Annotated in this window: 10 protein-coding genes; 8 read left to right on the top strand and 2 right to left on the bottom strand. The window is 57.9% G+C overall.

Features of this window, described 5'->3' with window-relative positions:
* Positions 1-13: 13 nt before the first annotated feature.
* From BFC21_RS19910 to BFC21_RS19895, 4 genes are all read left to right on the top strand, one after another.
* Complete coding sequence (locus BFC21_RS19910; protein WP_088378726.1) at positions 14-559, top strand: twin-arginine translocation pathway signal protein; 546 nt, start codon at positions 14-16, stop codon at positions 557-559.
* 125 nt (positions 560-684) lie between these two features.
* The gene (locus BFC21_RS19905) at positions 685-2,280 is read left to right on the top strand and encodes a GMC family oxidoreductase (RefSeq protein ID WP_088378725.1); all 1,596 of its coding nucleotides are present in this window, start codon (positions 685-687) and stop codon (positions 2,278-2,280) included.
* Between the two features lie 115 nt (positions 2,281-2,395).
* On the top strand, positions 2,396-2,878 hold the full coding sequence (gene coaD, locus BFC21_RS19900; RefSeq protein ID WP_016782612.1) for a pantetheine-phosphate adenylyltransferase: 483 nt from the start codon (positions 2,396-2,398) through the stop codon (positions 2,876-2,878).
* A gap of 99 nt (positions 2,879-2,977) precedes the next feature.
* Positions 2,978-3,229, top strand: a complete 252-nt coding sequence (locus tag BFC21_RS19895; RefSeq protein WP_016782613.1) for a YfhL family 4Fe-4S dicluster ferredoxin — start codon at positions 2,978-2,980, stop codon at positions 3,227-3,229.
* A 130-nt stretch (positions 3,230-3,359) separates the two neighbouring features.
* Here the strand turns inward: BFC21_RS19895 and mutM are convergent, their stop codons facing one another.
* Positions 3,360-4,172: a bifunctional DNA-formamidopyrimidine glycosylase/DNA-(apurinic or apyrimidinic site) lyase gene (gene mutM / locus BFC21_RS19890; protein ID WP_016782614.1), complete on the bottom strand. Its 813-nt coding sequence runs from the start codon at positions 4,170-4,172 to the stop codon at positions 3,360-3,362.
* A gap of 150 nt (positions 4,173-4,322) precedes the next feature.
* Between mutM and BFC21_RS19885 the strand changes: the two genes are divergently transcribed.
* On the top strand, positions 4,323-5,519 hold the full coding sequence (locus BFC21_RS19885) for a class I SAM-dependent rRNA methyltransferase (protein WP_088378724.1): 1,197 nt from the start codon (positions 4,323-4,325) through the stop codon (positions 5,517-5,519).
* Positions 5,520-5,626: 107 nt separating this feature from the next.
* Here BFC21_RS19885 and BFC21_RS19880 read toward each other — a convergent pair whose 3' ends face one another.
* Complete coding sequence (locus BFC21_RS19880; protein ID WP_088378723.1) at positions 5,627-7,312, bottom strand: DUF4153 domain-containing protein; 1,686 nt, start codon at positions 7,310-7,312, stop codon at positions 5,627-5,629.
* A 647-nt stretch (positions 7,313-7,959) separates the two neighbouring features.
* Here BFC21_RS19880 and BFC21_RS19875 point away from each other — a divergent pair.
* From BFC21_RS19875 to ilvD, 3 genes are all read left to right on the top strand, one after another.
* On the top strand, positions 7,960-9,033 hold the full coding sequence (locus tag BFC21_RS19875; protein WP_120266447.1) for a SagB family peptide dehydrogenase: 1,074 nt from the start codon (positions 7,960-7,962) through the stop codon (positions 9,031-9,033).
* A gap of 22 nt (positions 9,034-9,055) precedes the next feature.
* Positions 9,056-10,252, top strand: a complete 1,197-nt coding sequence (locus tag BFC21_RS19870; protein ID WP_120266446.1) for an MFS transporter — start codon at positions 9,056-9,058, stop codon at positions 10,250-10,252.
* Between the two features lie 268 nt (positions 10,253-10,520).
* Complete coding sequence (gene ilvD / locus BFC21_RS19865) at positions 10,521-12,368, top strand: dihydroxy-acid dehydratase (protein WP_088378722.1); 1,848 nt, start codon at positions 10,521-10,523, stop codon at positions 12,366-12,368.
* The last annotated feature ends 64 nt before the right edge of the window (positions 12,369-12,432 follow it).

Below are 12,432 nucleotides of genomic sequence, written 5' to 3'. Positions count from 1 at the left end.
CGGAGCCTTGACCATGCCAGCACACAGTGTCGAAAACACCCTGCTTTCACGTCGCGGGGTCTTGAAGGTCGGCGCAGTGGCCAGTGCATTACTGGCCACTGCCGGCATGGGTGCCAGCCTCAGCGGCTGTTCCGCCAGCAGCAGCGCCCGCGGGTTCTCGGTTCTGCGCAGCAGTGACCTGGCATTCTTGCGTGCACTGATCCCGGTGATGCTCGCCACCAGCGTAACCGAGCCGGCAATGCCCGGCGCGGTCAAGGCCACACTCGACGCACTGGACGACAACCTCAACCACCTGTCACCCGCGCTGCTGACCCTGACCCAACAATTATTCGACGTGCTGGCCATGCCTGTAACACGCGGGCCGTTGACCGGGGTGTGGGGGCACTGGGAAAACGCCAGCCCCGAACAGATTCAGTCATTCCTGCAGCGCTGGCATAACAGCAGCCTGAGCCTGTTGAAAATGGGCCACGGCTCGCTGGTGCAACTGGTGATGATGAGCTGGTACGAGTGCCCGCAGTCTTGGGGCGCCTGCGGCTACCCAGGGCCACCCAAGCTGTAAAAACCCTGTGGGAGTGGGCTTGCTCGCGATTCAGGCAACGCGGTACTTGCGACCTGTTGAGTTGATGCCATCGCGAGCAAGCCCGCTCCCACAGTGATATCTCACACTCATTTTGAGTACTTCCTATGCCTGTACCCGATCCGTTCCGAGAAGGCCTGGCCCGAGGCTGGAAAACCCATGACGGCTCCCGCCTCGACAGCGACCTGACCCTGGAGGCTGACGTTGCCATTGTCGGCAGCGGTGCAGGCGGCGGCACCACGGCAGAGATCCTCAGTGCTGCGGGTTACAAGGTATTGCTGATTGAAGAAGGCCCGCTCAAGACCAGCAGCGATTTCAAACTTCTCGAAAACGAAGCCTACGCCAGCCTGTATCAGGAAGGCGTCGGGCGCATGAGCAAGGACGGCGCCATCAGCATTCTGCAAGGCCGGGCCGTGGGCGGCACCACCTTGGTCAACTGGACCTCAAGCTTTCGCACGCCAACCCCGACGCTGGAGCACTGGGCCCGCGAACACAACGTGGCGGGGCACAGTGCCGAACAAATGGCACCGTGGTTCGAACACATGGAGCAGCGCCTGGGTGTCGCCCCCTGGGCAGTGCCGCCCAACGCCAACAACGAGGTGATCCGCAGCGGCTGTGAAAAGCTCGGTTACAGCTGGCATGTGATCCCGCGCAATGTGCGCGGCTGCTGGAACCTGGGCTATTGCGGCATGGGCTGCCCCACCAACGCCAAGCAATCGATGCTGGTCACGACCATTCCCGCCACCCTCGACAATGGCGGTGAACTGCTCTACCTGGCCCGCGCCTGGAAACTGCAGATCAGTGGCGAGCAGGTCACCGGCCTGCAATGTCAGGCTATGGACAGCCGCTGCGTAGCGCCCACGGGCCGCACCATAACGGTCAAGGCCCGGCACTATGTACTGGCAGGCGGCGGCATCAATACACCCGGCCTGCTAATGCGTTCCGACGCACCCGACCCCTACAAACGACTGGGTAAACGGACGTTTCTCCATCTGGTCAACTTTTCGGCTGCGCAATTTCCTACTGCCATTAACCCTTTTTACGGAGCGCCGCAGTCTATTTACTCCGACCACTTTCAGTGGAAAGACGGCGTCACAGGCCCAATGGGCTACAAACTCGAAGTCCCGCCTTTGCACCCGGCCCTGGCCGCCACCCTGTTTGCCGGCGTTGGCCAGACCAGCGCCGCACACATGGCACAACTGCCCAACACCCATATGATGCTGGCACTGATGCGCGACGGCTTTCACCCCGACAGCCCCGGCGGCCATGTGCAGTTACGCAGCGATGACACCCCCGTGCTCGATTACAGCCTCACGCCCTATGGTTGGGAGGGTCTTAAGCGCGCGTTTCACAGCATGGCCGAGATCCAGTTTGCCGCAGGCGCCAGCGCGGTGATGCCGCTGCACAGCGATGCTGGCTACACCACCCGCCTGAGCGCAACCCGTGACCTGATCGACAGTTTGAGCCTTGAGTTGTATCGGACCCGCCTGGCCAGCGCCCATGTAATGGGTGGATGTGCGATGGGGGAAAATTCGCAAATGGCCGTCAGCGACAGCCTTGGGCGCCATCATCAATTACAAAACCTGTCCATCCATGACGGCTCGTTGTTCCCCACCAGCATAGGCGCCAACCCACAATTGTCGGTATATGGGCTGACAGCAAAACTGGCAACGCGACTGGCTGAGCGCCTTAAAAATTCATGAAAAAGCAGTTATTTCGTCGCGTCTATAGTGCTTTCTTCTGCGAATGGCGACTTGGCCGACCGGGAATGCTGCGATACCATCCGACTCCCCAACGGATTCCCGCCAGGACGACGCGATGAACCGAGTGTTGTACCCAGGTACATTCGACCCTATTACCAAGGGCCATGGCGATCTGGTCGAACGCGCTTCGCGCCTGTTTGACCATGTGATCATTGCTGTCGCTGCCAGCACCAAGAAAAACCCGCTATTCCCTCTGGAACAGCGGGTGGAGCTGGCTCGTGAAGTCACCAAACACCTGCCCAATGTCGAGGTGGTCGGTTTCTCGACGCTGCTCGCGCACTTTGCCAAGGAACAGAATGCCAATGTATTCCTGCGTGGCCTGCGTGCCGTGTCGGACTTCGAATACGAGTTTCAGCTGGCGAACATGAACCGCCAACTGGCCCCCGATGTGGAGAGCCTGTTCCTCACGCCGTCGGAGCGTTATTCGTTTATATCGTCGACATTGGTGCGGGAAATCGCGGCATTAGGCGGCGATATCACCAAGTTTGTGCACCCGGTTGTGGCCGATGCTCTGACTGAGCGTTTTCGCAAGAAATAACCACTGAAGCGGCGCCCGCGTGCACTGCGGGCGCCAATGCGGCACAATTGACGCATTCGATTTCAGTTGCCCGGGCCGATCGCCCCGGCCGGAGTACCCATGTCCCTGATCATCACCGACGATTGCATTAACTGCGACGTCTGCGAACCCGAGTGTCCGAACGCTGCCATTTCCCAGGGCGAAGAGATCTATGTGATCGACCCCAACCTGTGCACCCAGTGCGTCGGCCACTACGATGAGCCGCAATGCCAGCAAGTGTGCCCGGTTGACTGCATCCCGCTGGATGAAGCCCACCCGGAAACCGAAGAACAGCTGATGGAAAAGTACCGGGCGATTACCGGCAAGGCCTGATTCATCGTCTATGCGATTTGTGTGGGAGCGGGCTTGCTCGCGATAGATTCACTGCGATCGACCCGTTCGACCGAGGGGGTTGCATCGCGAGCAAGCCCGCTCCCACAAGAGTTCAGCCCATTACGGGTGGCTATGTTTGGCAACGCGGGCAAAACACACTGGCGCGCTGGCCCAGCTTGACGTCACGCAGCTCAGTGCCGCAGACCTTGCACGGTTCATACCCGCGACCGTACACAAACAGCTCCTGCTGAAAGTAACCGGGCTGGCCGTCGCCGCCGATAAAATCGCGCAATGTGGTGCCGCCGCGCTCGATGGCGGCCGCCAGAATCCGCTTGATCTCAATCGCCAGCTTTAAATAGCGCGCCCGGGAAATGCTCCCGGCAGCGCGACGCGGATCAATGCCGGCAGCAAACAGCGCCTCGGTCGCGTAAATATTGCCCACCCCCACCACCACGGCGTTGTCCATGATGAATGGCTTGACCGCCATCGAACGCTTGCGCGACAGCTGAAACAGCCGCTCGCCATCAAACAGGTCAGTCAGCGGTTCCGGGCCCAGGCGCACCAGCAATTCATGGTTCAGCGGGTCAAGGCTCCAGAGCATGGCCCCAAACCGGCGCGGGTCGGTGTAGCGCAGGGCCAGCCCGGACTCCAGCTCGATATCCACATGCTCATGCTTGGCCGCGGGCAACCCGGCTTCCACCAGCCGCAGGTTGCCCGACATGCCCAGGTGACTGATCAGCGTGCCGACTTCAGCATTGATCAACAGGTACTTGGCCCGGCGCTCCACCAGCACGATACGCTGCCCCGACAACCGCACGTCGAGGTCCTCAGGGATCGGCCAGCGCAAACGCCGCTCGCGCACAATCACCCGACTGACCCGCTGCCCTTCAAGGTGCGGGGCGATGCCACGGCGAGTGGTTTCGACTTCAGGTAATTCAGGCATGGAGGCTCCGTACTCTGGAATAGCTGGCAATTCTAACGGAAATTTCTGCGCAACTGGCTCCGCGATCCGACGCAATGCGGTGAATCAGCCACGCCTCCGGGGTGCGTCTAAGGCTATAATCGCGCCCTTTTCAATACCCGGAGCGACGTCATGTCCCTGCCAAGCCTGCGCCTTAAAGCCAATGCCGATCGACGCCTGCGCGCCGGCCACTTGTGGGTCTACAGCAACGAAATCGATGTAGCCGCCACACCGCTGAACGGTTTTAAGGCCGGCGACCAAGCGGTACTCGAAACCGCCGGCGGCAAGCCGCTGGGCATCGTTGCCATGAGCCCCAATAACCTGATCTGTGCACGCCTGTTGTCGCGCGACATCAAGCTGCCACTGGACAAGTCGCTGCTGGTACACCGCCTCAACGTGGCCCTGTCCCTGCGCGAGCGCCTGTTCGACAAGCCATACTACCGCCTGGTCTACGGTGATTCCGACCTGATGCCGGGCCTGGTGGTTGACCGTTTCGGCGATATCCTCGTGGTCCAGCTGGCCTCGGCCACGATGGAACAGCACAAGGACGACGTGATCGCAGCCCTGGTGCAAGTGATCAAGCCAAGCGGCATCCTGTTCAAGAACGATTCGGCGGCCCGTGATGCCGAAGGCCTTGAGCGTTATGTTGAAACCGTCTTCGGCCTGGTGCCGGAGTGGGTGGCACTGGAAGAGAACGGCGTGAAATTCGAAGCCCCGGTGATCGCCGGGCAAAAAACTGGCTGGTTCTACGACCACCGCATGAACCGCGCCCGCCTGGCCCCGTACGTCAAGGGCAAGCGCGTACTGGACCTGTACAGCTACATCGGCGGCTGGGGCATCCAGGCCGGTGCTTTTGGCGCCAGCGAAGTGTTCTGTGTCGACGCATCATCCTTCGCCCTCGACGGCGTTGAACGCAACGCAGCGCTGAACGGCTTTGCCGAGAAAGTCACCTGCATGGAAGGCGACGTGTTTGAGGCCCTTAAAGAGCTGAAGGCCAACGAAGAACGTTTCGACGTGATCGTGGCTGACCCGCCTGCCTTTATCAAACGCAAGAAAGACCTGAAAAACGGCGAAGGCGCGTACCGTCGCCTGAACGAGCAGGCCATGCGCCTGCTCAACAAGGACGGCATTCTGGTCAGCGCATCGTGCTCGATGCACCTGCCCGAAGACGACCTGCAAAACATCCTGCTGACCAGCGCCCGTCACCTGGACCGCAACATGCAACTGCTGGAACGCGGCGGCCAGGGCCCGGATCACCCGGTACACCCGGCCATCCCGGAAACCCGCTACATCAAGAGCATCACCTGCCGTCTGCTGCCTAACAGCTGATGTAACGCCCGCTCCTTGCAGGAGCGGGCTTGCTCGCGATTAGTACGATGGGGTTAGCCAGACACACCTCGTCGCACCCTTCGCGAGCAAGCCCGCTCCCACTGCGCTTATTGCGCCTTGGGGTTCGGGCTCAGCTCCACGCCATCGATCAACAGCGATTGATATCGCGGCGCCACCACCTTGGCCTTGCCTTCACGGATCTGCTCGATCAGCTCCAGCGCATTGCCATCGACCTCAAACGTACCCGCCAACTGCCATTTACCCTGCGCATCACGGTTGAAGAAGTCCAGCGACCTCACCCAACCCCGCTTGGGCAACTGCAGCACCTCGCTTTGCCCATCCCTATCCAGATCAACCGCCCACAGCACACAGCCCGGTTTCTCGCAGGTCTGCTTGCCAAAGTCTGACGCTTCAAACTGTTCGCTGCCCGCCACTTCAGGGCCGATCCACTCCAGGGCTTTCTCCTTGGGCGCGCGTTTGCCTTTACCGGTGTCGGCATTCTTGAGCCGCTTGAGCAAGGCCTGACGCTCGGTTTGCGTGAGTACCTGCCCTTGCTCCACTTGCGCCAGCAGCGCGCTGAACGCCTGCTCACCGGGTTGGCCCAAGCGATAGCGCAAGGTATCGGCGTCAAACATATCCACCGGGGTCTTGCCGCTCAGTACACGGGCAACCTGGTTGCTTGCGCTGATTTTCAACGGGCTGAACCACGGCGTATGAATTGCCAGCAACAGCGCAACCGTCAGCAGCGCAATCACCGGGTTAGTGCGACGCACACTCCATAGCCACTGGCGCTGTGGCACCACTACCGCCCAGACGGCCGCCACACAGTGGGCAAAAATCACCGCCACCAGCAGGATTGCCAGCACCCGGGAAGGTGTCAGGCCGTACTGGGCAATGCGCAGCCACGTTGAATACCCCGCCAGCAACACCAGCACCGGCAAGCACAACAGGCACAGGTCGACCACACGCACCAGCCAGACCGGGTACCCGCTGCCCTGGGCACCGTCCTGGAACACGCCATTGAGCAAAAACAGATTGACCGCCACCAACCACAGCATGATGGGTGTCGAATAGCCGGTATCCCAGATGGGCTCCAGCCCGGTAAAGGGCAAGGCGAAAGTGAACACAATCGCAATCAACGCCCCCAGAGGCAGCAGGAAACGGCACAGTGTCAGCAAAATACCGCGCAGCAGGCCAATGATCCGGTCGTTCTCACGGCCCATGTTCAAGCCGAGGGCAAACACCATAGCCGAGCTGACGCAAATAAACCCCTCGGTTGAAAACAGCCGGTTGAGCGCCACGATCCCGAGCATCTTGAACAGGTTGCCCCACAACAGCAGCAGCCCCCAGAACACCACATTCAGCAACAAGCCCAGCAATACGATAAACACCGTGTCCCAGGCATGGCGGAACAAATCTTCATAACGCGGATAGCGCCCTTCGCGGGTTGGCCAGCTGAGGATGAACACCGTGCAGACGTAAGCAATCACCAGGGAAAAGAACGTCCAGCTGCCCGTCAGCCAGCGGTTGTTGAACAGTTGCCTGTCGCCGTCCACAAACACCCAGGTACTGATTGCCGCCATGACCACCGTGAGTCCGACCACCAGCCAGGCAGTGCCGCGCTGTCGCACGTTGTCACCCAACAGCAGCAGGTTGATGCCACCCACCAGCACGACAGTGGCCAAGGCAATCCTGGCCCCGGGGTCGTTCAGCGTACTCGCCAGCCAGAGCAGCAGGCCCTGTATCAGGCCGATGGTCAGGCTGGTTGTGACAGAGCGGTTGAGGGTTAGCATTTAGAGTCCTTCTTTGAAATGGTTGTTCCTACTTAAAGACGACTTTCAATCGACGTACGCATAATGAGAAAGCGGAAGGTAAACGCCCAGTGTAGTAAGGACAATCATCAAAGCCATATTGATCCCGAGAAATGGCCTTTCCAGCTGCAATTTCCGTTACACAACCTTATGGCGCTGCCCTGCTGCAGGCATTCATTACGCCAAGAAAATTCGAACACGGACGAAACTTCGAGCAGCATTGCGAACCAGGCATATACATCATTCGCCAATATAGAGACCTGAGCGTTATACCTCACAAGCCTATACTTGAAAAGTGCCATTATAAAAACCCAACCATATCAGCAATATACATCAAACACTGTACAACATAGGAAAACAGCCACCTTAATTAGAAAAGCATCCTACAAAATTTCTTATTGATACTCGCGCTTATGCGTCTACTATTTGCTTGCCGCCACAACACATTGCGGCCAACCCAAAAAACGAAAAAGGAGATCAACCATGAAGAAAGTTATCCTTGAACACCTTTCAGCCCAGCATCACGCAATGATGCTACACACTTCAAAATAATCACTAAAACGCCGTAGGCTGAGCAGCTCACGCCTGCTCAGCCAAAGCGCTCCAGCGAATTACAACGGAGCAATACAATGAATATAAACCCTTATATCTTTCTATTGCCGAAGCCCCCCTCGCTTATAGTATGGAATTACAAGACCCACGAGCAGTTTGAAATAGACAAGGCTCATAGCTATCGTTTAACCGAGCTTTTGGAGCAGCCCTCGCTATTCGATGAAGATAACGAACTGGATAAAAACCTTTTCAGCGCGGGCGTTCTGATCGATAAACCCCATCTGCCTGACCTATGGCAGTGGGATGCACTATCGAAAATTTTTCATGTCGGCACCAAAAACCTCGCTGCCGGCGTACTACCACAGACCCGTCAGGAGTGGGCCCAACATTACGTTGCTCAGTGTAAGGAAGCAATGGATCGCCCCTTACCGCCACCTCATCGGCTAGCCAGCTTGCAGCCCCAAGACATGATCCAACTGCCTCAACCACGAAGCAGTAGCGACCTGGACAAACCAGGAAGCCTCAAACAGAGCCTGTTAAACCGCAAAACATGCCGAGCATTTGAAAACACCCGTGTTTCGCTGGAGGATATTTCAACTATTCTCTACCTTTGCCTGGGATACTTATCAGAGCGAGAGTCAGAAGTCAGCCAGTTTACCCCTCCCCTGTTCAGGGCGAGGCGAAGCAGTCCCTCGGGAGGCGGCCTGAATGCCAGCGAAGGCTATTTATACGCATACAACATCAAAGAACTTGACCCAGGCTTCTATTATTATCACCCACAAAAACACGCTTTAAAATTCTTGAGTCGTACGAAAGAACCACTGGGCGCTTATTTACAGGGACAACATTTCGCCAACTCCTTACCCTTCGGTATTTTCATTACTTCCAGGCTCGACAAAATGTGGTGGAAATACCCCCACTCTCAAGCTTATAGAGTCGCACTTCTGGAAGTCGGGCATATTTCACAGTCCCTTCAGCTGTGTGCGACCTCATTAGGATTGAACACTTGGCTTACGGCGGCATTGTCCGAGCAGAAAATTGAAAAGGCGCTGTACCTTCCAGATCTTTCAGAGCAAGTTTTCCTCTTTTTTGGCGCAGGAAATAGTAATAATCAAGAAATCTTCAGTGAACTTGAAGAGCTATTAAAATAATAATCATGTCACGGGTATTAAAATGCCTCACCTTTTGAAATCAGACAGGCCACATTATTCAAGGCGTGAATTTGCATCCCGTTTCATACTGATTATGAACATCTCGTTAATCAGCTTTTTTCCACTGAACATTCTGCTGCCCTCGTTTCCGGCCCTGGCCGCAAGGTTCAATACACCTATCGCAGACATCGCACTCGCCATCGGCCTGTTCACACTGGTTTTTTCGATTTCCCAACTGATAACCGGCCCGCTCTCGGATAAGTGGGGGCGTAAAGAAGTGCTGCTCGGCTGCATCACGCTATCTATCCTGGGGGCTGTTGGTTGCGCACTGGCGCAGAACTACCTGACGTTTCTGCTGTTTCGTTCGCTGCAGGCAGCAGGCTGCGGCTTCTTCGTTCTGGCCCACGCGCTAGTGGAAGACCTGTTCGACGAACAGTATCGAGCACGTGTGCGCCTTTACTACATGACTCTCGGCGGATCGTTTGTCGCACTTTCACCACTGATCGGTTCGTGGCTTCAAACCACATTTGACTGGCAAGGCAGCTTCTATGGATTCGCCCTGATGGCGCTGGGCATGCTGATCCATGCGTTCTGCATCCTGCCTTCCAGGTCCTCAAGTGTGCATCGCACCCCCGTCTCGATCATTGACACCCTTACAGCCGTCGCAACCAATCGGGACTTTTTGCGCTACTGGTGGATCGCCGCTCTAGTATTCGCCTGTTACTTTGCCTTGATCAGCGTGACACCGCTTATTTTCATGGAAGGCTTGAAACTTTCCGAATATCAGTACGCGCTGGTACTGATGGTATACGGCGTGGCTTATCTGCTCGGTGGCGTTGCAGCCTCGTTTTTGCAGAAACGCATCACGCTGTCCCTGCAAATCTATATTGGCCTCGGGCTACTAGGCGTCGCCGGAGTGCTACTGGCCTTGATCATCAGTTACAAGGCCATCACCCCCGCGACCCTGCTGGTCCCGATGCTGATCAGCGCCCTGGCCGTCACCCTGGTTCGACCCGCCGCTATTTCAGCCGCGATGCTGTTATTTTCAAGTAGTGCAGGTACGGCGGCCTCAGCGGGCAACAGCATCATGTTCTTCACCGCCGCCATCAGCAGTGCTGCACTCACCCAAACGGGCGACCATCTGCTGATGATTATTGCCATCAGCTTCATTGTGTTCAGTTTTTGGGGCGCGTTGACGAATGCCAGGGTCAACAGATGAGTCCCGATTAGCGGTTTTACTCGCCCGCAATCCCTCCCGGCCGCTATCTTCACGGTTCAGACCATTCCCTCCAGCCGCCAGCGGTGTAGAATCTGCCCCATTCATCGCCAATCATCCCCGGCGGGTTTATGAGCTCAAGCCCCGGCGCGCGGCGATCCCGCAGCGTTTACGGCAACTCGCGGATACGTAGTCATTTTCTGTGTGATCCGTCAGTCATTAGAAGCTCACTTCCCTGTTTGTTACCTGATTAGCCGCCCGGAGTTGTTCCATGCCTGACTATCGTTCGAAAACCTCCACCCACGGCCGCAACATGGCCGGCGCCCGCGCTTTGTGGCGCGCCACGGGGATGAAAGATGCCGACTTTAAAAAGCCGATCATCGCCATTGCCAACTCCTTTACCCAGTTCGTACCCGGCCACGTCCACCTCAAGGACATGGGCCAGCTGGTTGCCCGCGAGATCGAGCGCGCTGGCGGCGTGGCCAAGGAATTCAACACCATTGCCGTGGACGACGGCATCGCCATGGGCCATGACGGCATGCTGTATTCGCTGCCAAGCCGCGAAATCATCGCCGACTCCGTGGAATACATGGTCAACGCCCACTGCGCCGACGCCATTGTGTGCATTTCCAACTGCGACAAGATCACCCCTGGCATGCTGATGGCCTCGCTGCGCCTCAACATCCCGGTGATTTTCGTTTCGGGCGGGCCGATGGAAGCGGGCAAGACCAAGCTCGCCAGCCACGGCCTCGACCTGGTAGACGCGATGGTCATCGCCGCCGACTCCAGCGCTTCTGACGAGAAGGTTGCCGAGTACGAGCGCAGCGCTTGCCCGACGTGTGGTTCATGCTCCGGCATGTTCACTGCCAACTCGATGAACTGCCTGACCGAAGCCCTGGGCCTGGCCCTGCCGGGCAATGGCTCGGCCCTGGCCACCCACAGCGACCGCGAGCAACTGTTCCTGCAGGCCGGCCGCACCATCGTCGACCTGTGCCGCCAGTACTATGTCGAGAATGACGAGTCGGTTCTGCCGCGTAACATTGCCAACTTCAAGGCATTTGAAAACGCCATGACGCTGGACATCGCCATGGGCGGCTCGACCAACACCATCCTGCACTTGCTGGCCGCCGCCCAGGAAGCCGAGATCGATTTCGACCTTAAAGATATCGACCGCCTGTCGCGCCATGTGCCGCAACTGTGCAAAGTGGCGCCGAACATTCAGAAGTACCATATGGAAGACGTGCACCGTGCCGGCGGCATTTTCTCCATTCTCGGTTCGCTGGCCCGTGGCGGCCTGCTGCACACCGACCTGCCGACCGTACACAGCAAGACAATGGCAGAAGGCATCGCCAAATGGGACATCACCCAGACTGACGACGAAGCCGTACACACATTCTTCCGTGCAGGCCCTGCCGGTATCCCTACGCAAACCGCGTTCAGCCAGTCGACGCGCTGGGACACCCTGGACGACGACCGTGAAAACGGCTGCATCCGCAGTGTCGAGCATGCCTACTCGCAAGAAGGCGGCCTGGCCGTGCTGTACGGCAACATTGCGCTGGATGGCTGCGTGGTCAAAACCGCCGGTGTCGACGAGTCGATCCACGTGTTCGAAGGCAACGCCAAGATCTTCGAAAGCCAGGACAGTGCCGTGCGCGGCATTCTGGCAGACGAAGTGCAGGCCGGTGACATCGTGATCATCCGTTACGAAGGCCCGAAAGGCGGCCCGGGCATGCAGGAAATGCTCTACCCGACTTCGTACCTGAAATCCAAAGGCCTGGGCAAAGCCTGCGCCCTGCTCACCGATGGTCGTTTTTCGGGCGGCACGTCGGGCCTGTCCATCGGCCATGCTTCACCTGAAGCGGCTGCGGGCGGGGCGATTGGTCTGGTGCAAGACGGCGACAAGGTGCTGATCGACATTCCGAACCGTTCGATCAACCTGCTGGTCAGCGATGAAGAGCTGGCGACACGCCGCGCTGCGCAAGACAAGAAAGGCTGGAAGCCGGTGGAAGTGCGTCCGCGCAAAGTCACCACAGCCCTCAAGGCCTACGCCTTGCTGGCTACCAGCGCCGACAAAGGCGCGGTGCGTGATAAAGCGCTGTTGGACAAATTGGTGCCGTAAGCCAATGCGTTAAACAAAAATCCCGGCCATGTGCCGGGATTTTTTATGACCTGCACCACACCTT

Origin of the sequence: Pseudomonas sp. TMW 2.1634, from assembly GCF_001703595.1 — a bacterium.
Lineage (GTDB): Bacteria > Pseudomonadota > Gammaproteobacteria > Pseudomonadales > Pseudomonadaceae > Aquipseudomonas > Aquipseudomonas fragi.
Note: the sequence above shows the minus strand (reverse complement) of the source record. Positions and strands in the feature narration are given on the sequence as shown.

Coding starts and splice junctions, on each gene's coding strand:
- BFC21_RS19905 (WP_088378725.1), top strand. CDS start 685: ATGCCTGTACCCGATCCGTTCCGAGAAGGCCTGGCCCGAGGCTGGAAA.
- ilvD (WP_088378722.1), top strand. CDS start 10,521: ATGCCTGACTATCGTTCGAAAACCTCCACCCACGGCCGCAACATGGCC.
- BFC21_RS19895 (WP_016782613.1), top strand. CDS start 2,978: ATGTCCCTGATCATCACCGACGATTGCATTAACTGCGACGTCTGCGAA.
- BFC21_RS19885 (WP_088378724.1), top strand. CDS start 4,323: ATGTCCCTGCCAAGCCTGCGCCTTAAAGCCAATGCCGATCGACGCCTG.
- BFC21_RS19875 (WP_120266447.1), top strand. CDS start 7,960: ATGAATATAAACCCTTATATCTTTCTATTGCCGAAGCCCCCCTCGCTT.
- BFC21_RS19870 (WP_120266446.1), top strand. CDS start 9,056: ATGCCTCACCTTTTGAAATCAGACAGGCCACATTATTCAAGGCGTGAA.
- mutM (WP_016782614.1), bottom strand. CDS start 4,172: ATGCCTGAATTACCTGAAGTCGAAACCACTCGCCGTGGCATCGCCCCG.
- BFC21_RS19880 (WP_088378723.1), bottom strand. CDS start 7,312: ATGCTAACCCTCAACCGCTCTGTCACAACCAGCCTGACCATCGGCCTG.
- BFC21_RS19910 (WP_088378726.1), top strand. CDS start 14: ATGCCAGCACACAGTGTCGAAAACACCCTGCTTTCACGTCGCGGGGTC.
- coaD (WP_016782612.1), top strand. CDS start 2,396: ATGAACCGAGTGTTGTACCCAGGTACATTCGACCCTATTACCAAGGGC.